The sequence below is a fragment of the Nocardioides ginsengisoli genome, from assembly GCF_039537225.1.
Classification (GTDB): Bacteria; Actinomycetota; Actinomycetes; order Propionibacteriales; family Nocardioidaceae; genus Nocardioides; species Nocardioides ginsengisoli.
Genome location: NZ_BAABAC010000039.1, coordinates 1 through 22,127, shown reverse-complemented (window position 1 = coordinate 22,127; position 22,127 = coordinate 1). Strand labels below are relative to the sequence as shown.

At 72.8% G+C, this 22,127-nt stretch carries 20 protein-coding genes; 18 read left to right on the top strand and 2 right to left on the bottom strand.

All coding sequences use genetic code 11. The annotated features are described in order from the left end of the window. Window positions 1–10 precede the first annotated feature (10 nt). The 7 genes from rplT to AB4880_RS20185 all read left to right on the top strand — a co-directional run bounded on the left by rplT (window position 11) and on the right by AB4880_RS20185 (window position 9,588). Window positions 11–397, top strand: a complete 387-nt coding sequence (rplT, locus tag AB4880_RS20215; protein WP_367921011.1) for a 50S ribosomal protein L20 — start codon at window positions 11–13, stop codon at window positions 395–397. 4 nt (window positions 398–401) lie between these two features. Next, window positions 402–1,196 (top strand): TrmH family RNA methyltransferase, encoded by a 795-nt coding sequence (locus AB4880_RS20210; protein WP_379229354.1) that lies wholly within the window; start codon window positions 402–404, stop codon window positions 1,194–1,196. Beyond that, window positions 1,193–2,245, top strand: coding sequence for a sensor histidine kinase (locus AB4880_RS20205; RefSeq protein WP_367921009.1), 1,053 nt, complete (start codon window positions 1,193–1,195; stop codon window positions 2,243–2,245). Before AB4880_RS20210 ends, AB4880_RS20205 begins: the two co-directional genes overlap by 4 nt. Next, the gene (locus AB4880_RS20200; protein ID WP_367921008.1) at window positions 2,242–2,841 is read left to right on the top strand and encodes a DinB family protein; all 600 of its coding nucleotides are present in this window, start codon (window positions 2,242–2,244) and stop codon (window positions 2,839–2,841) included. The genes AB4880_RS20205 and AB4880_RS20200 overlap by 4 nt, the downstream gene beginning before the upstream one ends. Window positions 2,842–2,913: 72 nt before the next feature. Beyond that, window positions 2,914–4,026 (top strand): phenylalanine--tRNA ligase subunit alpha, encoded by a 1,113-nt coding sequence (pheS, locus tag AB4880_RS20195; RefSeq protein WP_367921007.1) that lies wholly within the window; start codon window positions 2,914–2,916, stop codon window positions 4,024–4,026. A 4-nt stretch (window positions 4,027–4,030) separates the two neighbouring features. Continuing rightward, window positions 4,031–6,514 carry a phenylalanine--tRNA ligase subunit beta gene (pheT, locus tag AB4880_RS20190; RefSeq protein ID WP_367921006.1) on the top strand — a complete coding sequence of 828 codons (2,484 nt, stop codon included), beginning with the start codon at window positions 4,031–4,033 and terminating at the stop codon, window positions 6,512–6,514. Further along, on the top strand, window positions 6,511–9,588 hold the full coding sequence (locus AB4880_RS20185; protein ID WP_367921059.1) for an AfsR/SARP family transcriptional regulator: 3,078 nt from the start codon (window positions 6,511–6,513) through the stop codon (window positions 9,586–9,588). The genes pheT and AB4880_RS20185 overlap by 4 nt, the downstream gene beginning before the upstream one ends. 3 nt (window positions 9,589–9,591) lie before the next feature. On the opposite strand, the gene AB4880_RS20180 is transcribed toward AB4880_RS20185, so the two are convergent. Both AB4880_RS20180 and AB4880_RS20175 read right to left on the bottom strand, forming a co-directional pair. After that, entirely contained in the window at window positions 9,592–10,425 is an 834-nt protein-coding gene (locus tag AB4880_RS20180) for an ABC transporter permease (protein WP_367921005.1), read from the bottom strand. Then, the gene (locus AB4880_RS20175) at window positions 10,425–11,444 is read right to left on the bottom strand and encodes an ATP-binding cassette domain-containing protein (protein ID WP_367921004.1); all 1,020 of its coding nucleotides are present in this window, start codon (window positions 11,442–11,444) and stop codon (window positions 10,425–10,427) included. Before AB4880_RS20175 ends, AB4880_RS20180 begins: the two co-directional genes overlap by 1 nt. Window positions 11,445–11,525: 81 nt before the next feature. Here AB4880_RS20175 and argC point away from each other — a divergent pair, with 81 nt between their 5' ends. The 11 genes from argC (at window position 11,526) to AB4880_RS20120 (ending at window position 21,772) form a co-directional block, all read left to right on the top strand. Then, entirely contained in the window at window positions 11,526–12,581 is a 1,056-nt protein-coding gene (argC, locus tag AB4880_RS20170) for an N-acetyl-gamma-glutamyl-phosphate reductase (RefSeq protein ID WP_367921003.1), read from the top strand. A gap of 61 nt (window positions 12,582–12,642) precedes the next feature. Then, window positions 12,643–13,047, top strand: coding sequence for an ACT domain-containing protein (locus tag AB4880_RS20165; RefSeq protein WP_367921002.1), 405 nt, complete (start codon window positions 12,643–12,645; stop codon window positions 13,045–13,047). A gap of 29 nt (window positions 13,048–13,076) precedes the next feature. Beyond that, window positions 13,077–14,237 (top strand): bifunctional glutamate N-acetyltransferase/amino-acid acetyltransferase ArgJ, encoded by a 1,161-nt coding sequence (gene argJ, locus AB4880_RS20160; RefSeq protein ID WP_367921001.1) that lies wholly within the window; start codon window positions 13,077–13,079, stop codon window positions 14,235–14,237. After that, window positions 14,234–15,172 carry an acetylglutamate kinase gene (gene argB / locus AB4880_RS20155; RefSeq protein WP_367921000.1) on the top strand — a complete coding sequence of 313 codons (939 nt, stop codon included), beginning with the start codon at window positions 14,234–14,236 and terminating at the stop codon, window positions 15,170–15,172. The genes argJ and argB overlap by 4 nt, the downstream gene beginning before the upstream one ends. Further along, the gene (locus AB4880_RS20150; RefSeq protein WP_367920999.1) at window positions 15,169–16,389 is read left to right on the top strand and encodes an acetylornithine transaminase; all 1,221 of its coding nucleotides are present in this window, start codon (window positions 15,169–15,171) and stop codon (window positions 16,387–16,389) included. The genes argB and AB4880_RS20150 overlap by 4 nt, the downstream gene beginning before the upstream one ends. Next, the gene (gene argF, locus AB4880_RS20145; protein WP_367920998.1) at window positions 16,386–17,315 is read left to right on the top strand and encodes an ornithine carbamoyltransferase; all 930 of its coding nucleotides are present in this window, start codon (window positions 16,386–16,388) and stop codon (window positions 17,313–17,315) included. The genes AB4880_RS20150 and argF overlap by 4 nt, the downstream gene beginning before the upstream one ends. Window positions 17,316–17,317: 2 nt before the next feature. Then, on the top strand, window positions 17,318–17,842 hold the full coding sequence (locus tag AB4880_RS20140) for an arginine repressor (RefSeq protein ID WP_367920997.1): 525 nt from the start codon (window positions 17,318–17,320) through the stop codon (window positions 17,840–17,842). Between the two features lies 1 nt (window position 17,843). Further along, window positions 17,844–19,274, top strand: coding sequence for an argininosuccinate synthase (gene argG, locus AB4880_RS20135; RefSeq protein WP_367920996.1), 1,431 nt, complete (start codon window positions 17,844–17,846; stop codon window positions 19,272–19,274). Continuing rightward, on the top strand, window positions 19,274–19,747 hold the full coding sequence (locus AB4880_RS20130; protein WP_367920995.1) for an NUDIX hydrolase: 474 nt from the start codon (window positions 19,274–19,276) through the stop codon (window positions 19,745–19,747). The genes argG and AB4880_RS20130 overlap by 1 nt, the downstream gene beginning before the upstream one ends. Further along, complete coding sequence (gene argH / locus AB4880_RS20125) at window positions 19,744–21,174, top strand: argininosuccinate lyase (RefSeq protein WP_367920994.1); 1,431 nt, start codon at window positions 19,744–19,746, stop codon at window positions 21,172–21,174. Before AB4880_RS20130 ends, argH begins: the two co-directional genes overlap by 4 nt. A 4-nt stretch (window positions 21,175–21,178) precedes the next feature. Then, a complete protein-coding gene (locus tag AB4880_RS20120; protein ID WP_367920993.1) occupies window positions 21,179–21,772 on the top strand; it encodes a DNA-3-methyladenine glycosylase in 594 nt (197 codons plus the stop codon). Window positions 21,773–22,127 lie beyond the last annotated feature (355 nt).

Below are 22,127 nucleotides of genomic sequence, written 5' to 3'. Positions count from 1 at the left end.
GAGTTAAGAGATGGCACGCGTCAAGCGCGCAGTGAACGCGGCGAAGAAGCGTCGTACCACCCTCGACCGGGCCAGCGGCTACCGCGGCCAGCGCTCGCGGCTGTACCGCAAGGCCAAGGAGCAGGTCACCCACTCGCTGGTCTACAGCTACAACGACCGCAAGAAGAACAAGGGCAACTTCCGCCGCCTGTGGATCCAGCGGATCAACGCGGCCGCCCGCGCCGAGGGCCTGACCTACAACCGGTTCATCCAGGGCCTCAACCTGGCCGGCATCGAGGTCGACCGCAAGATCCTCGCCGACCTCGCCGTCAACGACCCGGCCGCCTTCTCGGCGATCGTGGCGCAGGCCAAGGCCGCGCTGCCTGAGGACGTCAACGCGCCCAAGGTCTCCGCCTGATCCGATGATTCCTCTGACTGCTGGCAACACCAGGGTCAAGGAAGCACGGAAGCTACACCGCCGCTCGGTGCGAACCGAGCGGCGGTGTTTCCTTGCCGACGGCCCGAAGGCCGTCGAGGGCGCCCTCGGCACCGTCCTCGCCTCCGGGCAGGACTGTGTGGTGGAGGTGTTCGCGACGCCCGCCGCCGCGAGCGAGTACGCCGACCTGCTCGGCGCCGCGCCCCTCACGCTGGTCGACGACCGCGCGATGAGCGGCCTCAGCGACAGCGTCAGCCCCGCCGGGCTGGTCGCGGTCTGCCGCTTCCTCGACGCCCCGCAGCCGACCGCGCCGCGGCTGCTCACCATCTGCGCCGACGTGCGCGACCCCGGCAACGCCGGCACGGTCATCCGCACCACCGATGCCGCGGGCGGCGACGCCGTCGTCCTCGCCGGCGACTCGGTCGACCCCTACAACCCGAAGACGATCCGGGCCACGGTCGGCAGCCTGTTCCACCTCCCGGTGGGCGTCGAGCGCGACGCCGCGGCCGCCGTCCGGGCTGCGCAGGCGGCGGGACTGACCGTCCTGGCCGCCGACGGCGCAGGTGAGGTCGAGCTGTTCACACCGGCCGCCGACGAGCTGCTCGCCCGGCCGACGGCCTGGCTGTTCGGCAACGAGGCGTGGGGTCTTCCCGACGAGCTGGCGGCGCTGGCCGACCACCGGGTGCGCATCCCGATCCTCGGCGCGGCCGAGTCGCTCAACCTCGCCACGGCCGCCGCGGTCTGTCTCTATGCCAGCGCGCGCGCCATGATGAACGGGTGACCGACCCCCTCGACCTGCTTCCCGACGGCGTCGTCGTGGCCGATGCCACCGGCCGGGTGACCGCGGTCAACGCGGCCGCCGCACGCATGCTGGACGCCGATCCGGCCGGCGCCGTCGGGCGTCCGCTCGACGAGGTGCTCGCGCTCACCGACCACGACGCGCGCGGCTGGACCGCCCACAACACGCCGTACGACGGGCTGTCGACGCGCACCGGCGTCCCCGAGCAGTCGTGGCTGCTGCCCGACGGCACCGAGGTGCTCGTCGCCGCCCGGCTGCACCGCGCCGACCGCACCGGGCCGGTCGAGGCGGTCGCGGTCAGCCTGCGCAGCGGACGCGGCCGGGCGCGCCTCGACCGCGACCGGTCCGACCTGGTCGCCACCCTCGCCCACGAGCTGCGCTCGCCGCTGACCGGCGTGAAGGGCTTCGTCCAGGCGCTCCTCAACCGGTGGGACAAGCTCACCGACGAGCAGAAGCAGCTGATGCTGACCACGGCCAACGCCGACGCCGACCGGCTCAGCAGGCTGATCACCGAGCTGCTCGACGTGGCCCGCATCGACACCGGCCGGCTCCAGCTCCACCGGCGGCCCACCGACCTGGGCAAGAAGGCCGATCGGGTCCTGCAGTCGCTGTCGGTGATCACCTCGACCCCGATCGAGCTCGAGATCGACGCCGACCTGCCGATGGTCGACGCCGACCCCGACAAGGTGATGCAGGTGCTCACCAATGTCGCCGAGAACGCGGTGCGCCACGGGAGTGGCACGGTGCGGATGCACGTCGGCGCGGCGAGCGACGACCCGTCGTACCTGGCCGTGACGGTGACCGACGAGGGCACCGGCATCCCGCCCGAGCTGCGGCAGCGGATCTTCACGAAGTTCTGGACGGCGGGCACCGGCGGCGGCTCCGGCCTCGGCCTCTACATCGTCCGCGGCCTGGTCCGCGCCCACGGCGGCGCGATCGCCGTCGACGACCGCCCCGGCGGCGGGGCGCGCATCGTCACGACCTGGCCGGTCTCCGTCACCGAGCCCGCGGCGGCGGAGATGACGTCATGACCGAGCTCGACGACCCGGCCGAGGTCCTGCGCACCTACCTGGGGCGCGCCCGCGAGGCCCTGCTCTGGAAGCTCGACGGCCTGGGGGAGCGCCAGCTGCGCATGCCCCGCATCCCTACCGGCACCAGCCTGCTCGGCATCGTGCTGCACTGCGCCAACGTCGAGATCGGCTACTTCGGACCGACCTTCGGCCGGGTCTGGCCCGAGCCCGACCACCCGGCGCTCATCCCGGAGGAGGCCTACGAGACCGACCCGCAGGCCGACTGGACCGTCCCCGCCGACCTTCCCGCAGCCGAGCTGGTCGCCTTCTACCAAAGGGTCGGCGCCTTCGCCGACGCCGCCTTCGACGAGCTGCCGCTCGACACCGTGGGCCGGGTCCCGTGGTGGCCCGAGGAGCGCGCGGCGGCCACGCTGCACCGGATCGCGGTGCACGTCGTGACCGACCTCGACCGGCACGCGGGGCAGGCCGACATCCTCCGCGAGCAGTACGACGGCGCGGCCGGCCTGCTGCCCGCGGTGAGCAACGTTCCGGGCGACCTCGACTGGACGGCGTACGTCGCCCGGCTCACCGCGATCGCCGAGCGCTTCCCCGAGTGACCTCGGGCGTCGGGGGCTCCGCGGAATACCGGTTCGCGGCTCAGCGCCCGGGGTTCCTAGACTGGCCGCGATATGTCTGGCCCGAACACTGACTACGACCCCGTGGAGGTCGCCGCCGTGAGCCCTGCTGAGGTCGAGGCGGCGCGCGACTCCGCGCTGGCCGCGATCGCCGCCGCAACCGACCTGGAGCAGCTCAAGACGGTGCGCACCGAGCACGCCGGCGACCGCTCCCCGCTCGCTCTCGCCAACCGCGAGATCGGCGCGCTGCCGCCGCAGGCCCGCAAGGAGGCCGGCCAGCGCGTCGGCCAGGCCCGCGGCGCCGTCAACCAGGCGCTCGCCGCCCGCCAGGAGGTGCTCGAGGCCGAGCACGAGGCGCGGATCCTGGTCGAGGAGGCGGTCGACGTCACGCTGCCCACCGACCACGACCCCGTCGGCGGCCGGCACCCGCTCACCACCGGCGCCGAGCTGATCGCCGACATCTTCGTCGCGATGGGCTGGGAGGTCGCCGAGGGCCCGGTCATCGAGGCCGAGTGGCTCAACTTCGACGCGCTCAACCTGGGCCCGGACCACCCGGCGCGCACCATGCAGGACACCTTCTGGACCGAGCCGGCCGACCACCACATCGTGCTGCGCACCCACACCAGCCCGGTCCAGGCGCGCACCATGCTCACCCGCACGCCGCCGATCTACGTCGTCTGCCCCGGTCGCGTCTTCCGCACCGACGAGTACGACGCGACCCACTCGCCGATGTTCCACCAGGTCGAGGGCCTGGCCATCGACGAGGGCATCTCGATGGCCCACCTCAAGGGCACGCTCGACCACTTCGCCGCCCAGATGTTCGGTGACGGCATCACGACGCGCTTCCGGCCGTCGTACTTCCCCTTCACCGAGCCGAGCGCCGAGGTCGACCTGACCTGCTTCGTGTGCCGCGGTACCGGCCTCAAGGACGGCACCACCGAGCACTGCCGCACGTGTCGCGGCGAGGGCTGGATCGAGTGGGGCGGCTGCGGCATGGTCAACCCGCGCGTGCTGCAGGCGTGCGGCGTCGACGCGACCCGCTACTCCGGCTTCGCGTTCGGCATGGGCATCGACCGCACGCTGATGTTCCGCCACGGCCTCGAGGACCTGCGCACGCTCTTCGAGGGCGACGTGCGCTTCACCACTGCTTTCGGAAGCGAGCTGTAGACCGATGAAGGCCCCTGTCTCCTGGATCCGGGAGCTCGTCGACCTGCCCGCCGAGGTCACCACCGAGGTGCTGACCGACCGGCTGACCGCGCTCGGGCTCAAGCTCGAGGGCATCCACGCCGCCGGCGCCGAGATCCGCGGCCCGCTCGTCATCGGCAAGGTGCTCACCAAGGAGCCCGAACCGCAGAAGAACGGCAAGACGATCAACTGGTGCACCGTCGACGTCGGTGACGCCAACGGCACGGGTGAGCCCCAGGGCATCGTCTGCGGCGCCCACAACTTCGAGCCCGGCGACCTGGTCGTCGTCATCCTGCCCGGCGGCGCGCTGCCGGGCGGTTTCGAGATCTCCGCGCGCAAGACCTACGGCCACGTGTCGGCCGGCATGATCTGCTCGGTCCGCGAGCTCGGCATCGGCGACGACCACGACGGCATCCTGGTGCTGCCGGCCGACGCCGGCGCCCCCGGCGACGACGTCTTCGGCCTGCTCGGGCTCGACGAGGAGGTCATCGAGTTCGAGATCAACCCCGACCGCGCCTACGCGCTCTCGCTGCGCGGCGTCGCCCGCGAGGCCGCGCTCGGCTTCGGCGCGCCCTTCACCGACCCGGCCGACCGCGCGCTCCCCGAGGTCGACGGCAAGGCCTGGGAGGTCGTCGTCGACGACCCGGCCGGCTGCCCGGTCTTCGCCGCGCGCCTGGTCAGCGGCTTCGACCCGTCCCGCCCGACGCCGGAGTTCATGAAGACCCGCGTCGAGCAGGCCGGCATGCGCTCGATCTCGCTCGCCGTCGACGTCACCAACTACGTGATGCTCGAGCTCGGCCAGCCGATCCACGGCTACGACGCCGACAAGGTCGCCGGGGCGCTCGGCGTGCGCCGGGCCCGCGAGGGCGAGCGGCTCACCACGCTCGACGACGTCGTCCGCGAGCTGTCCCCCGAGGACCTGGTCATCACCGACGACTCCGGCCCGATCGGCCTCGCCGGCGTGATGGGCGGCGCGACCACCGAGATGTCCGCCGACACCACCCGGATCCTCATCGAGGCGGCCCACTGGGACGCCGTGTCGATGTTCCGCACGGGCAAGCGCCACAAGCTGACCTCCGAGGCCGGCAAGCGCAACGAGCGCGGCGTCGACCCGCTGCTGCCGGGCGTCGCGGCCGACCGCGTGGTCGAGCTCCTCGTCGCCTATGGCGGCGCGACTGCCGAGCCCGGCTTCACGCTGGTCGGCACCGCCCCCGAGCGGCCGGCGGTCACCATCGCGACCGACCTCCCGGCCCGGCTGAGCGGCATCGACATCTCCGCGTTCACCACGGTCGAGGACCTGCGCGCCATCGGCGCCACGGTCACCGAGCTGGAGTCCGGCGAGATCGAGGTCGTCCCGCCGACCTGGCGTCCCGACATCAACGACCCCTACGACCTGGTCGAGGAGGTCGTGCGGATCGTCGGCTACGACAAGGTGCCGAGCGTGCTCCCGCGCCGGGCGACCGGTCGTGGCCTGACCCGCACCCAGCGGCTGCGCCGCCGGGTCGGCCGCACGCTCGCCGGCGCCGGCCTGGTCGAGGTGGTCAGCTTCCCGTTCGTGGGTGAGGCGACCTTCGACCGGCTCGGCCTGCCCGCCGACGACCCGCTGCGCACCACGGTCGGCCTCGCCAACCCGCTGTCGAGCGAGGCGCCGGCCTACACCACGACGCTGCTGCCCGGCCTGCTCGAGGCCGCGGGCCGCAATCTCGGCCGTGGCGCCGCGGGCGTCGCGCTGTTCGAGACCGGCACCGTCGCCTTCCCGGCCGACAACGGCCCGGCCCCGATCTACGGCGTCCACACCCGGCCGTCCGAGGCCGAGCTGGAGAAGCTGATCGAGGCGCTCCCCATCCAGCCGCAGCACCTCGCCGTCGTCCTCGCGGGCGAGCGGCGCCGCTCGGGCTGGTGGGGCGCGGGCGCCGCCGCGAGCTGGAGCGACGCGCTGGCCGTCGTCCGGCGGCTCGCCGGCGAGCTCGGCGTCACCGTCGACGTCGCCTCGGCCGCCCGGATGCCGTGGCACCCGGGCCGCTGCGCGGTCGTGTCGATCGCGGGCGTCGAGATCGGTCATGCCGGTGAGCTCCACCCCAACGTCTGCCGCAGCTTCGGCCTCCCGGTCCGCAGCGCCGCGGTCGAGATCGACCTCGACGCGCTGATGGCCGCGGCCACCGACGTGACGCCGGGCCCGGTCTTCTCCACGATGCCGGTCGCCAAGGAGGACGTCGCCCTCGTGGTCGATGACGCCGTCACCGTCGCCGCGGTCGAGGCCGCGCTGCGCGACGGCGCGGGCGAGCTGCTCGAGTCGGTGCGACTGTTCGACGTCTACACCGGCGAGCAGATCGGCGAGGGCCGCAAGTCGCTGGCCTTCGCGCTGCGCTTCCGGGCGCCCGACCGCACGCTCACCGAGACCGAGACGGGCGCCGCCCGCGACGCCGCGGTCGCGCGTGCCGCCGAGCTGACCGGAGCGGTGCAACGCTGACGGGCGGGCCGCGACTGCGGCTGGCCGAGGAGGTCACCTGGGACGGCGCCGCCGTCCCGGGTGAGCGCACCCGCGTCCTCCTCGCGGTGCTGGCCGACGCGCGCGGCAAGAGTGTCGGCGAGGAGCGCCTGATCGAGGAGATCTGGGGCGACGAGCCACCGGCCAACCCGACCAAGGCGCTGCAGGTCGTCGTCTCCCGGGCCCGGTCGGCCACCGCGCCCGACGTCGTCGAGCGCGCCGGCCACGGCTACCGGCTGGCCCTCGACACCGGCGACGTCGACGTCTGGACCCAGGACCACGCGGTCGAGGCGGCCCGTCGCGCCGCCGCGGCCGGCGCCTGGAGCGAGGCGCTCCCACACCTGCCGCACCTTGGGGCCGAGCCCGCGCTGGCGGGCCGGATCCTCGCCGCCGTCGGCCGGTACGACGAGGCGTGGCCGCTGCTCGCCGCCGCCGACGCCGCTGACGCGTCCGACGACGGCACCTTCGCCGCGCTCCTGCGCAGCGAGGCCGCCGTCCGCGGCGTGCCCGCCGCCCTGGCCCGCTACGAGACCCACCGCGAGCGGCTCGCCGACCGGCTCGGCGTCGACCCGGCGCCCGAGCTGCAGGCGCTCCACCAGGAGCTGCTGCTGCGCGACCGGCCGGTCCGCTCGGGGCTGAGCCACTACGCCACCAGCCTGGTCGGTCGCGACGACGACCTCGGTCGGCTGCGTGTCCTCGTGCGCACCCATCGCGTGGTCTCGATTCTCGGCCCCGGTGGGCTCGGCAAGACCCGCCTGGCCCAGCTGGTCGCCGCGGAGGCCGACCAGCCCGTCGTCCACGTCGTCGAGCTGGTCGGCGTCGTCGACCCGGCCGACGTGGTGGCCGAGGTCGGCTCGGTGCTCGGCGTCCGCGACTCGCTGACCGGCCGTCGGGTCCTCACCCCGGAGCAGCAGCGCGACGTCCGCTCCCGCATCGCACAGCAGCTCGACCAGGCGCCCACCCTGCTCGTCCTCGACAACTGCGAGCACCTGATCGAGGCGGTCGCCGACCTGGTCGCCTTCCTGGTGGCCGTGACGCCGACGCTGCGGGTGCTCACCACCACCCGCGCGCCGCTCTCGATCGCCGCCGAGCACGTCTTCGAGCTGAGCCGGCTCGGAGCGAGCGACGCCGCCGACCTCTTCCGCCAGCGCGCCCTCGCCGCGCGGCCGGGCGTGGCGCTGCCCGCGGCCGCCGTCCAGGAGATCGTCGAGCGCCTCGACGGCCTCCCGCTCGCGATCGAGCTGGCCGCGGTCAAGGTCCGCGCCATGTCGGTCGACGACATCGCCACCCGGCTCGAGAACCGCTTCGCCCTGCTCCGCGGCGGCGACCGCAGCGCCCCCGACCGCCACCAGACCCTGCTCGCCGTCATCGACTGGTCCTGGAACCTGCTCGCCGACCGCGACCGCCGCGGCCTGCGCCGGCTCTCCGTCTTCCACGACGGGCTCACGCTCGACGCGGCCGAGCAGGTCCTCGGCGCCGACGCGCTGGCGACCGTCGAGGAGCTCGTCACCCAGTCCCTGCTCACCGTCCTCGACGGCGGCGACGGCCGGCCGCTGCGCTACCGGATGCTCGAGACGGTCCGCGAGTTCGGCCGGGTGCAGCTCATCGACGCGGGGGAGGAGGACGACGCCCGCCGCGCCCACCGCGACTGGGCGGTCGCCGTCGCCGACGTCTTCAGCGCCCGGCTGTTCACCCGCGACCAGGTCGCCACCGTCGACGCGGTCGCGGTCGAGGAGAACAACCTCGCCGACGCGCTGCGCCGGGCGCTCGCCGAGTCCGACGCCGACGCCGTCGTGGCCCTGGTGGCGACGCTCGGCGGCTTCTGGAGCATCCGGGGCGAGCACCCGCGCGTCATCATGCTGTGCGAGCCGGTCGCCACGGTCCTGACCTCGGTGCGGGCGGCGCCCGAGCGGGCCGACCAGGCGCGGGCGGCGATCTGCCTCACCCTGGTCAACTCGTGGTTCTCCCAGCAGGGCGCGCTCGAGACCCTCGTCGACGAGCTCGCCGCCCTCGGCCCCGGGACGACGAGCCGCCGGATCGCCGCGATGACGACCGTCGTGCTCGGCGCGAGCGCGACCACGGGCACTCCCATGCTGTCGCCGACCGACGCCCTCGTCGACGACCCCGACCCGCAGGTGCGCAGCATCGCGCTGCAGTGGCGCAGCCACGAGCGCGAGAACCTCGGCGACGCCGCGGGCGCCGTCGCCGCGGCCGAGGCCGCGGTGGCCGCTGGGGCGGTCGAGGACGGGCCGTGGACCCGCGCGGTGCTCCACGCCCAGCTGGCCGGGCTCTACAGCCAGATGGGGCGCATCGCGGAGGCGGAGCCGCACGCACGCGCCGCCGTACCGGTCCTGCTGCGGCTCGGCGCGCACGACGACGCCCTCGAGGCGATGACCGTCTCCGCGATCGCGTGCCTCGAGCGCGGCGATCCCGTCGCGGCGCAGCGCGTGCTCGACGAGGCGCTCGCGCTCACCGATCGGCCCACCCCCAGCGGCTACAGCGGGCGCGGCACGATGCTCATCACCCAGGCCGAGATCGCCTTCGCCCGCGGTGACGTCGATGAGGGCTGCCGGCTGGTCGAGGAGGCCGCCGAGGCGATGGCCGCGATCTCGTTCCCGGGCATGGGCGACGACGCCGACATCGCGCCGTGGCGCATCTACGGCAACACGGTCGCCGTCGTCGCGCTCGCCCTCCACGGCCGCGAGGCGCGCGGCCGCGAACGCTACCCGTGGCTGGCCGACGCGGCGCGGCGGGTGCTCGACCGTGAGCCCGGCTTCGTCGACGTCCCGGTCGTCGGGCTGATGCTCTTCGCACTCGGCAGCTGGGCGCTGCGCTTCGGCACCCTGGCGCCCGCCGACGCCGTACGGCTGCTCGCGCTCGCCGACCGGATGTCCTACCCCCGCTTCGTGCCGTCGCTGTCGTGGTCGCGTGCCGTCGAGCGGTGCGAGGCGGCCCTGCCGGGCGAGCTGGCCCGGATCGCTCCTGAGTACGGCGAACGCCGCGGGCTCGACCTGTTGGCCGAGACCCGCGGCGTCATCGCGCGCCTCTATGGCTGAGCCTTAGATCTTCCGCGAGTACGACCGCACCGCCAGCGGCGCGAAGATCGCGACGACGATCGCGCAGCCGAGCAGCGCCCACGCGACCTCGGTCGTGACCTGACCCTCGTTGATCAGGTCGCGGCACGCGGTGACCACGTGCGAGACCGGGTTGACCTTGACGAACGCCTCCAGCCAGCCCGGCAGCGTCGAGGCCGGGACGAAGGCGTTGGAGAGGAAGGTCAGCGGGAACATGATCATCATCGAGATGCCCTGCACCGCCTGCGCCGAGCGGGCCACCGTGCCGAGCCAGGTGAAGATCCAGGCCAGCGACCAGGCCGCGACGATGGTGAGCAGCCAGCCGCCGAGCGTGCCGAGGAAGCCGCCGCCGGGGCGGTAGCCCATGGCGAGCCCGACGAGGATCGTCAGCGTCGACGCGATCGTGTAGCGGATGATGTCGGCCAGCGCCGGCCCGGCGAGCGGGGCGATCCGCGCGATGGGCAGCGACCGGAAGCGGTCGAAGACGCCCTTGTCCATGTCCTCGCGCAGTTGGGTGCCCATCGCCATCGACGAGGTGAGCGCGGTCTGGGCGAGGATGCCGGGGATGATCAGCGGCAGGTAGTCCTTCACGCTGCCCGAGATCGCGCCGCCGAAGATGTAGGCGAACATCGCCGTGAACAGCAGCGGCTGGATGGTGACGTCGAAGAACTGCTCCGGGTTGCGGCGCATCTTCTTGGTCGCGCGCCAGGCCATCGCGAGCGTCTGGTCGACGGTCTCGCGCAGCGAGGGGCGGGTGGCGAGCCCGTCGACCGCCACCGGTACGGCGGCGTGCGCGGGCGGGTCGATGAGCGTGGTCATCAGGCCACCTCCTCGTTCTGGTCGGTGTCGGTCGGCTCGCTGTGGTGCCCGGTCAGCGCGAGGAAGACCTCGTCGAGGGTGGGCTGGCGCACGGTGGCCGTGGTGATGGACAGGTCGGCCTGGCGCAGCGCGATCAGGACGTCGGCCGCCCGGTCGGCGTCCGCGAGTGGGACGTTGAGCCCGCCGGCCTCGGGGGTGAGGACGGGCGGCTCGCCGAGGGTCCGCTCGACGACGGCCGCGGCGGCCGCGGTCTGGTCGCGGTCGGCGAGGCGCAGGTGCAGCGTCGAGGAGCCGACGCCGGACTTCAGCTGCTCGGGCGTGCCCTCGGCGACCTTGCGACCGGCGTCGATGACGGCGATCCGGTCGGCGAGCTGGTCGGCCTCGTCGAGGTACTGCGTGGTCAGCAGGATCGTCGAGCCCTGCTCGACCAGCTCGCGGATCGTGTCCCACATCTGCCCGCGGGTGCGCGGGTCGAGGCCGGTGGTCGGCTCGTCGAGGAAGATCAGCGGCGGGCGGGCGATGAGCGACGCCGCGAGGTCGAGGCGCCGGCGCATGCCGCCGGAGAAGTTCTTGATCTGCCGGGTCGCGGCCTCGGTGAGCCCGAAGCTCTCGAGCAGGTCGGCGGCGATGGTGGCCGCGCCCTTGCGGCGGTGGCCGAGCAGCCGGGCGAAGAGCACCAGGTTCTCGGTGGCGGTGAGGTTCTCGTCGACGGAGGCGTACTGCCCGGTCACGCCGAGCAGCTGCCGCACGCGGTGCGGGTTGGCCGTGACGTCGACGCCGAAGATGGAGGCGTGGCCGCCGTCGATGGGGAGCAGGGTGGCGAGCATGGAGAGGGTGGTGGTCTTGCCGGCCCCATTAGGGCCGAGCACGCCGTACACCTCGCCGCGGGCGACCTGGAGGTCGATCCCGTCGACCGCCCGGAAGGCGCTCGATCCTTGGCCACCGAAGGTTTTGACGAGCCCGTGCGCGTCGACCGCGAGGTCACCGCGGGGCGCCGGGGGGTGGAGGATGTCGTTCATGGGCCCTAGCCTGGGGGAGACCGGTTTCAGTTCGCCTTCAGCGAGCCCCCTTCGCAGTTTCATGCAGGGTCCTGTATATTCATGCACATGAGCAAGGTGAGGGTGGCGGTCGCCGGCGCCAGCGGGTACGCCGGAGGCGAGGTGCTGCGGCTGCTGCTGGGACATCCCGGTGTCGAGATCGGCGCGGTCACCGCGGGCAGCAACGCGGGGGAGCGGCTCGGCGCGCTGCAGCCGCACCTGCTCCCGCTCGCCGACCGGGTCCTCGAGGAGACCACGGTCGACGTCCTCGCCGGCCACGACGTGGTCTTCCTCGGCCTCCCGCACGGCCAGTCCGGCGCCCTCGCCGAGGAGCTGTCGGCCCGGGACGAGAAGGTCGTCGTCATCGACTGCGGGGCCGACTACCGGCTCGAGGACGCCGCCGCGTGGGAGCAGTTCTACGGCTCCGCCCATGCCGGCACCTGGCCCTACGGGCTGCCCGAGATCCCGGGCAACCGCGACGCGCTGCGCGGCGCGCGGCGGATCGCCGTCCCCGGCTGCTATCCGACGATCTCCTCCCTGACCCTGGCCCCCGCGGTCGCCGCCGGCCTGGTCGTCCCCGACGTCGTCGTGGTCGCCGCCTCCGGCACCAGCGGCGCCGGCAAGGCCGCCAAGACCCACCTGCTCGGCAGCGAGGTCATGGGCAACGTCAGCGCCTACGGCGTCGGCGGCGTGCACCGCCACACGCCCGAGATCACCCAGAACCTCGGCAAGCTCGCCACCGGCGGTCCCGCGAGCGTCAAGGTCAGCTTCACGCCGCTGCTCGTCCCGATGTCGCGCGGCATCCTCGCCACCTGCTCGGCCCCGCTGGCCGGTGCGGTGAGCGCCGAGGAGGCCTACGAGGTCTACGCCAAGGCCTACGCCGACGAGCCCTTCGTCCACGTGCTCCCCGCGGGGCAGTGGCCCCAGACCCAGGCGGTGCTCGGCTCCAACGCCGTCCACCTCCAGGTGACCGTCGACGAGGCGGCCGGTCGGCTGGTGGCCGTCGGCGCCCTCGACAACCTCGCCAAGGGCACGGGCGGCGCCGCCGTCCAGTGCATGAACCTGGCCCTCGGTCTCGACGAGACCACCGGCCTCTCGACGGTAGGACTCGCCCCATGAGCACCCCACAAATTCTTCTCCTCCGCTTCGCTCCCCCGAAGAAGTTCGCGGGGACCCCGCAGTGACCGAGCAGCAGCTGTTCAGCCTCTCCCGCTACCCGGAGACCCTGGCCGTCGTCCGGCTCGCCCCGGGCGCCGAGATCCCGACCTGGGCCGAGTCGTCGTCGGTCTTCTCGATCACCGCGACCGCCACCGAGACCTCGCTGGTCTGCGCCGGCCGCAGCGTGCCCAAGAAGGCGCGCCACCAGAAGCCGTTCACCGCCTTCTGCGTCGACGGCACGCTCGCGCTCGACCAGGTCGGCGTCCTGCTCGCCCTGCTCGGCCCGCTGGCCGAGGCCGAGATCAGCGCGTTCACGCTCTCGACCTTCGACACCGACTGGATCTTGGTGCCCACCGCGAAGGCGGACCGGGCGGAGGAGGCGTGGCGACGATCGGGGCACACCGTCGCCCCCGCCGTCCCCGTCTGACCCCTCCGCACGAAGGAACCATCCCCACCATGAGCGTCACCCACCCCGCCGGCTTCGTCGCCGCCGGCGCTGCCATCGGCCTGAAGTCGTCCGGCAAGAAGGACTTCGCCCTCGTCGTCAACACCGGCCCCACCTACGACTCCGCGTCGGTCTTCACCAGCAACCGCTGCAAGGCCAACCCGGTGCTGTGGAGCGAGCAGGTCGTCAAGGACGGCGTCGTGCGTGCCGTCGTCCTCAACTCCGGCGGGGCCAACTGCTACACCGGCCCCGAGGGCTTCCAGACCACCCACCAGGTGGCCGAGGAGGTCGCCAAGGTCGTCGGCATCGCCTCCGGTGACGTCGTCGTCTGCTCCACCGGCCTGATCGGGCTGGTCAACGACCGGCAGACCCTGCTCGACGGCGTCCACGCGCTCGGCGCGCAGCTGCGGCTCGACGGCGGCAACGACGCGGCCGAGGCGATCATGACCACCGACACGGTCAGCAAGCAGGTCGTCGTGGCCGGCCCCGACGGCGCGGGCTGGTCGATCGGCGGCATGGCCAAGGGCGCCGGCATGCTGGCCCCGGCGCTCGCCACCATGCTGGTCGTCATCACCACCGACGCCGTCGTACCGGCCGCCGACCTCGACGCCGCGCTCCGCGCCGCCACCCGGGTCAGCTTCGACCGGCTCGACTCCGACGGCTGCCAGTCGACCAACGACACCGTCACCCTGATGGCCAGCGGCGCCTCCGGCGTCGCGCCGAGCCTGGCGGACTTCACGGCCGCACTCGTCGAGGTCTGCCGCTCGCTCGCGGTCCAGCTCCTCGCCGACGCCGAGGGTGCCGACCACGAGATCTCGATCACCACGATCAACGCCGCCACCGAGGACGACGCGGTCGAGGTCGGCCGCTCCGTCGCGCGGAGCAACCTGTTCAAGGCCGCCGTCTTCGGCAAGGACCCCAACTGGGGCCGCGTCCTCGCCTCCGTCGGCACCACCCGGGCCGCGTTCGACCCGGCCGACCTCGACGTCGCCATGAACGACGTGTGGGTCTGCCGCAACAGCACGCCCGCCGAGGACCCGTCGCTCGTCGACCTGTCCGACCGGAAGGTCACCGTCACCATCGACCTCAAGGCCGGCGACGCGCAGGCGACCGTCTGGACCAACGACCTCACCCACGCCTACGTCCACGAGAACAGCGCGTACTCCTCATGAGCATCCCCACCGAGCACCACGAGCCGGGCAAGCCCGACCCCTTCAAGGCCGAGACCCTCGCCGGGGCGCTGCCCTGGCTGAAGGCCTACCACGGCAAGGTCGTCGTCATTAAGTACGGCGGCAACGCGATGACCGACGACGCCCTCAAGCGCGCCTTCGCCGAGGACATCGCCTTCCTGCGCTTCGCCGGCTTCCGGCCGGTCGTCGTCCACGGCGGCGGTCCGCAGATCTCGACCATGCTCGACCGGCTCGGCATCGAGTCGGAGTTCCGCGGCGGGCTGCGGGTGACCACGCCCGAGGCGATGGACGTCGTCCGGATGGTGCTCGTGGGCCAGGTCCAGCGCGAGCTGGTCGGCCTCATCAACGAGCACGGCCCGCTCGCGGTGGGCCTGTCCGGCGAGGACGCCGGCCTGTTCACGGCCGAGCAGACGGGCACCGTCGTCGACGGCGAGCAGGTCGACCTCGGCCTGGTCGGCGAGGTCGCGCAGGTGCGGCCGGAGGCCGTCCTGGACCTGATCGAGGCGGGTCGGATCCCCGTCGTCTCCAGCGTCGCGCCCGACGTCGACGGCGTCGTCCACAACGTCAACGCCGACTCCGCCGCGGCCTCGCTGGCCGCGGCGCTCGGCGCCGAGAAGCTGCTCATCCTCACCGACGTCGAGGGCCTCTACCTCGACTGGCCCGACCCGGAGGAGGTCATCGGCGAGATCAGCCCCGAGGCGCTGGAGGAGATCCTCCCGTCGCTCGCGAGCGGCATGATCCCGAAGATGACCGCCTGCCTGCAGGCGGTGCGCGACGGCGTGAAGCGCGCGACGGTCGTCGACGGCCGGCAGGCGCACGCCGTCCTGCTCGAGCTGTTCACCGAGGAGGGCGTCGGCACCCAGGTGCTGCCCGGCGTGACCACCAAGACCCGCAAGGCTCGGGAGGCCCAGAAGTGACCACCACGACCCCCGGCAAGCCCGGAAACACCGAGTGGACCGAGCGCTACACCGGCGCCCTCATGAACACCTTCGGCCCGCCCAAGACCGTGCTGGTGCGCGGCGAGGGCGCCCACGTGTGGGACGCCGACGGCCGTGAGTACGTCGACCTGCTCGGCGGCATCGCCGTCAACGCGCTCGGCCACGCCCACCCCCGGCTGGTCGCCGCCGTCACCGAGCAGCTGCAGACGCTCGGCCACATCTCGAACTTCTTCGCCAGCGCCCCGCAGATCACGCTCGCCGAGCGGCTCGTCGCGCTGCTCGGCACCGAGGCGCGGGTGTTCTTCACCAACTCCGGCGCGGAGGCCAACGAGGCCGCCTTCAAGCTGACCCGGCGCACCGGCCGCACCAAGATCGTCGCCACCGAGGGCTCCTTCCACGGCCGCACGATGGGTGCGCTCGCGCTGACCTCCAAGCTCGCCTACCGCGAGCCCTTCGAGCCGTTGCCCGGCGACGTCGTCTTCGTCCCCTACGGCGACATCGCCGCACTCGAGGCCGCGGTCGACACCGACACCGCGGCCGTGCTCGTCGAGCCGGTGCAGGGGGAGGCGGGCGTCGTCGTCCCGCCGAGGGACTACCTGCCCGCCGCGCAGCGGATCGCGCACGACAACGGCGCGCTGCTCTGGCTCGACGAGATCCAGACCGGCATCGGCCGCACCGGCACCTGGTTCGCCCACCAGAACCCCGAGCTCGTCGACGCGCCCGTCGTACCCGACATCATCACGCTCGCCAAGGGCCTCGCCGGCGGCATCCCGATCGGCGCCTGCATCGCGACCCACGGCTCCGGCAAGCTGTTCGACCCGGGCAACCACGGCACCACCTTCGGCGGCAACCCGGTCGCCGCGGCTGCCGCGCTCGCCGTCCTCGACACGATCGAGGCCGACGGCCTGCTCGACGAGACGGTCGCCCGCGGCCGGCAGCTCGTCGACGCCGTCGCGTCCCTGCCCGAGGTCGCCGCCGTCCACGGCGCCGGCCTGCTCCTCGGCGTCGAGCTCGTCGACCCGATCGCCGTCGAGGTCGCCGCGGCGGCGCTCGACGCCGGCTTCATCGTCAACGCCGCCACCCCTCACCGCGTGCGCCTCGCGCCGCCCCTGGTGCTCACCGAGGCCGACGTCCGTGCCTTCGGCGACGCGTGGGCGGGCATCCTCGGGCGCGCCCACGAAGGAGTCACCGCATGACCCGATCGTTCCTCCGCGACGACGACCTCACCCCGGCCGAGCAGGCCGAGGTCCTCGCGCTCGCGGCCAAGCTCAAGGCCGCGCCCTTCGACCACAAGCCGCTCGCCGGCCCCCACACGGTCGCGATGATCTTCGACAAGCCGACCTTGCGCACGCAGGCGTCCTTCGCTGCCGGCATCGCCGAGCTCGGCGGTCACGCGATGCTCGTCGACGGCACCCTCGCCGGCATCGGGAAGCGCGAGTCGGTCGCCGACGTGACGCGCGTGCTCGACCGCCAGGCCTCACAGATCGTGTGGCGCACCTACGCCCAGGCCAATATCGACGACATGGCCGCCCACTCCTCGGTGCCGGTCATCAACGCCCTCACCGACGACTTCCACCCCTGCCAGCTGCTGGCCGACCTGCTCACCATCTCCGAGCACAAGGGCGAGCTCGCCGGGCTGACCGCGACCTTCCTCGGCGACGGCGCCTGCAACATGGGCAACTCGTGGCTGCTCGCGGGCGCCACGGCCGGCATGCACATCCGGATCAGCGGCCCCGAGGGCTACGTCCCCGACGAGGCCATGTTCGCGCGCGCCAACGAGATCGGGCAGGCCACCGGCGGCTCGGGCACCGCGGTCGCCGACCCGGTCGAGGCCGTCACCGGCGCCGACATCGTCATCACCGACACGTGGGTGTCGATGGGCAAGGAGGACGAGGCGTCCGAGCGCCGCGCGGTCTTCGGTCCGTGGTCGGTCACGCCGGCCCTGGTCGCGGCCGCCAAGCCCGACGCGATCGTCATGCACTGCCTGCCCGCCTACCGCGGCATGGAGATCGCCGCCGAGGTCATCGACGGCCCCCAGAGCGTCGTCTGGGACGAGGCCGAGAACCGCCGCCACGCGCAGAAGGCGATCATGACCTGGCTCCAGGAGAAGGCGCAGGCCTGATCGTGAGCGAGCACGCCCTGACCCCGATGACGAAGAACGCCCGGCAGGCGATCGTCGTCGAGCTGCTGGAGACCCGCGAGGTGCGGTCGCAGCACGAGCTCGCCGACCTGCTCGGCAATCGGGGCGTGCACGTCACCCAGGCCACGCTGAGCCGCGACCTCGTCGAGCTCGACGCGGTCAAGGTCCGCTCGACCACCGGCGCCCTCGTCTACGCCGTCCCTGCCGAGGGCGGCGACCGTACGCCGGTGACGGGCGAGAGCGCCGCCTCCCAGCAGCGCCTGTCCCGCCTCGCCTCCGAGCTGCTCGTCAGCGCCGAGGCCAGCGCCAATCTCGTCGTCCTGCGCACGCCACCGGGGGCGGCGCAGTTCCTCGCCAGCGCGATCGACAAGGTCGAGCTCTCCGATGTGCTCGGGACCATCGCGGGGGACGACACTGTGCTCGTGATCGGGCGCGACCCTGCCGGGGGAGATGCCCTGGCCCACAAGTTCACCGCTCTCGCCGAAGGCGACACCCGAAAGGATTCATGAGTTGAGCAAGGTCCTGACCTCCCTTCCCCGGGGGGAGCGCGTCGGCATCGCCTTCTCCGGCGGCCTCGACACCTCCGTCGCCGTCGCCTGGATGCGCGACAAGGGTGCGATCCCGTGCACCTACACGGCCGACATCGGCCAGGCCGACGAGCCCGACATCTCCGGCGTCCCCGCGCGGGCCCGCGAGTACGGCGCCGAGATCGCCCGCGCGATCGACATCAAGCCCCAGCTCGTCGAGGAGGGCCTCGCTGCCCTCGCGTGCGGCGCCTTCCACATCCGCTCGGGCGCGAAGGCCTACTTCAACACCACCCCGCTCGGCCGTGCCGTCACCGGCACCATGCTGGTGCGCGCGATGCAGGCCGACGACGTCAACATCTGGGGCGACGGCTCGACCTACAAGGGCAACGACATCGAGCGGTTCTACCGCTACGGCCTGATGGCCAACCCCGAGCTCCGCATCTACAAGCCCTGGCTCGACGCCGACTTCGTCGCCGAGCTCGGCGGCCGCCACGAGATGAGCGAGTGGCTCGTCGCGCACGGCCTGCCCTACCGCGACTCCACCGAGAAGGCGTACTCCACCGACGCCAACATCTGGGGCGCCACCCACGAGGCCAAGACCCTCGAGCACCTCGACGTCTCGCTCGAGACCGTCGAGCCGATCATGGGCGTGAAGTTCTGGGACCCCTCGGTCGCGATCGAGACCGAGGACGTCGCGATCACCTTCGAGGCCGGCCGTCCGGTCGCCATCAACGGCAAGCGATACGACGACCCGGTGGCTCTCGTCCTGGAGGCGAACGCGATCGGCGGGCGCCACGGTCTCGGCATGTCCGACCAGATCGAGAACCGGATCATCGAGGCCAAGTCGCGCGGCATCTACGAGGCGCCGGGCATGGCGCTGCTGTTCGCGGCCTACGAGCGCCTGCTCAACGCGATCCACAACGAGGACACGCTCGCCAACTACCACCTCGAGGGGCGCAAGCTCGGCCGCCTGCTCTACGAGGGCCGGTGGCTCGACCCGCAGGCGCTGATGCTGCGCGAGTCGATCCAGCGCTGGATCGCCTCCCTCGTCACCGGCACGGTCACCCTGCGCCTGCGCCGCGGCGACGACTACACGATCCTCAAGACCGACGGCGAGAACTTCTCCTACCACCCGGAGAAGCTCTCGATGGAGCGCGTCGAGAACGCCGCCTTCGGCCCGACCGACCGGATCGGCCAGCTCACCATGCGCAACCTCGACATCGCCGACAGCCGCGCCAAGCTCGAGGCGTACGCCGGCCAGCCGCTCGACCAGGGCACCGTCCTCGTCGAGCACGGCACGCTCTTCGGCGAGCTGCCGGCCGGTGGCTACGACCAGATCACCGCCAACCCCGAGGGCGGCGACGAGGGCGAGGCCATCCTCGAGGAGGCCGCGATGGAGCTCGGTACCGACTGATGCACCACGAGCCGACCCGGCGCACGGTGGCGCGGGTCCTGCCGGTCAGCGGCGAGGGCAAGGTCCTCCTGCTGCTCGGCTGCGACCCCGCGCTGCCGGAGGTGCGCTACTGGTTCACCATCGGCGGCGCCGTCGACGCGGGGGAGACCCTCGCCGACGCGGGCGTCCGCGAGCTGCGCGAGGAGACCGGCATCGCCCTCGACTCCGCGGCGCTCGGTGAGCCGTTCGGCTCGTTCGAGGTGGAGTTCTCCTGGGACGGCCGCGACTACGTCAACGAGTCGACGCTGTTCGCGGTCGCCCTGGAGGAGACGCCCATCAGCTTCGAGGGTCTCGACCAGCTGGAGTCGCAGTCGATCTTCGACGCCGCCTGGTGGACGCCCGACGATCTCGACCACGACGGCCGCGCGGTCGACCCGCGGCTGATCGACCAGATGCGGGCGGCGATCGTGCACGTCCGGGGAGGAACAGCATGAGTACCAACACGGGCAAGCTGTGGGGCGGCCGCTTCGAGGGCGGCCCCTCACCGGAGCTCGACGCCCTGTCCCGCTCGACCCACTTCGACTGGCGGCTCGGGCTCTACGACATCGCCGGCTCCCACGCGCACGCCCAGGCGCTCGGCGCCGCGGGCCTGCTCACCGCCGACGAGGAGGCCGAGCTCCACCGCGGCCTCGACGCCCTCGCCCAGCGGTTCACCGACGGCTCGCTGCGGCCGGACCCGTCCGACGAGGACGTCCACGGCGCGCTGGAGCGGCTGCTCATCGAGGAGGTCGGCCCCGACGTCGGCGGCAAGCTGCGGGCCGGCCGCTCGCGCAACGACCAGATCGCGACGCTCTTCCGCTGCTACCTGCTCGACCACTCGGTGTCCGTCGCCGGGCTGGTGCTCGACCTCGTCGACGCGCTCGCGGCCCAGGCCGACACGCACCTGACGTCGGTCGACGGCAAGCCCGCGATCATGCCCGGCCGCACGCACCTGCAGCACGCCCAGCCGGTCCTGCTCTCGCACCACCTGCTCGCCCATGCGTGGGCGCTGCTCCGCGACGTCGAGCGCTTCGGCGACTGGCGGCGGCGGGTGGCCGGCGACTCGCCGTACGGGTCCGGGGCGCTGGCGGGCCAGAGCCTCGGCCTCGACCCCGAGCTGGTCGCGCGCGAGCTCGGCTTCACCGGCTCGACCGCCAACTCCATCGACGGCACCGCGTCGCGCGACTTCGTCGCGGAGTTCGCCTTCGTCGCCGCACAGACCGGCATCGACGTGAGCCGGATCGCCGAGGAGGTCATCCTCTGGGCGACCAAGGAGTTCGGCTTCGCGACGCTCCACGACTCCTGGTCGACGGGGTCGAGCATCATGCCGCAGAAGAAGAACCCCGACATCTCCGAGCTCGCGCGCGGCAAGGCCGGCCGCCTGGTCGGCAATCTCGCCGGCCTGCTGACGACGCTGAAGGCGCTCCCGCTCGCCTACAACCGCGATCTGCAGGAGGACAAGGAGCCGGTCTTCGACTCCGTCGACACCCTCGAGGTGCTGCTGCCCGCGTTCACCGGGCAGATCGCGACGCTCGTGTTCGACACTGCGCGGATGGGGGAGCTGGCCCCCCAGGGCTTCTCGCTCGCCACCGACATCGCGGAGTGGCTGGTCAAGCAGGGGGTTCCGTTCCGGATCGCCCACGAGCTCGCGGGCGCCTGCGTGCGCGAGTGCGAGGGGCTCGGCACCGAGCTCGACGAGCTCACCGACGAACAGTTCGCGGCCATCTCGCCCCACCTGACGCCGGACGTGCGCAGCGTCCTGACCGTCGAGGGCTCGGTCGGCTCCCGAGACGGACGTGGCGGCACCGCGCCGGTCCGTGTCACCGAGCAGCTCGCCGAGCTGCGCTCCCGCGTCACCGACGCCCGCACCGCGCTGGCCTGACACCATGCCGCTCGCCGAGCAGCTGGCGGCGCCGCCCCTCGAGGTGGCGCCCCGGCTGCTCGGTGCCGTTGTGCGCCATGGCGACGTCGCGATCCGCCTGACCGAAGTCGAGGCCTACGCCGGCGTGACCGATCCCGGCTCGCACGCCTACGGCGGCCGCACCCGCCGCAACGCGACCATGTTCGGACCGGCGGGCCGGCTCTACTGCTACCTGAGCCACGGGATCCACATCTGCGCGAACGTCACCGTGGGGGAGGAGTTCGGCCCCGGCGCGGTCCTGCTCCGCGCCGGCGAGGTCGTCGAGGGCCTCGATCTCGCGCGGGTACGCCGTCCCCGCTCCTCCGATCGCGATCTTGCGCGCGGCCCCGGCCGGCTCGGCCAGGCGCTCGGGCTGACCCTCGGCCATGACGGCACCGATCTCGCGACGGGGGAGATTCGGCTCGAGCTGCCCGACGTACCGCTCGCCGACGTCGCCACCGGACCCCGCATCGGACTGCGCCGGGCCAGCGAGCGTCCCTGGAGGTTCTGGATTCCGGGCGATCCGAGCGTCTCCGCCTACCGGCGGCACCCCCGCGCCGAGGGCCCCGAGCACCCCTGAGAGGCCGGCGATTCACGCTCAGAGAGGCCCTCCGGAAACTCGAGGTGCCCCCCGATTTGCAACCCGCACGCCACGTGTTGGTAATGTTCTTCCTGCCGGGGAACGCGGCGGGAAAAACTTCGGGCCAAAGGTTGCAAGACCTAGCCAAACGAGGTTCCGACGTGTGTCCGGCACCGGGTTCAGACCCTGGCAAGACGAGGCGGAAACGCCGAGTTGACGCGGGGAAGCGAACCGGGTAGCGTTTCACAGGTTGCCCCGCGACTAAGGGCCCGACAGGGTCTGAGGCGCGAGAGCGTGTGATGTTTGAGAACTCAACAGTGTGTCATGCATAGATTGATTGTGACGTTTGTGTGCA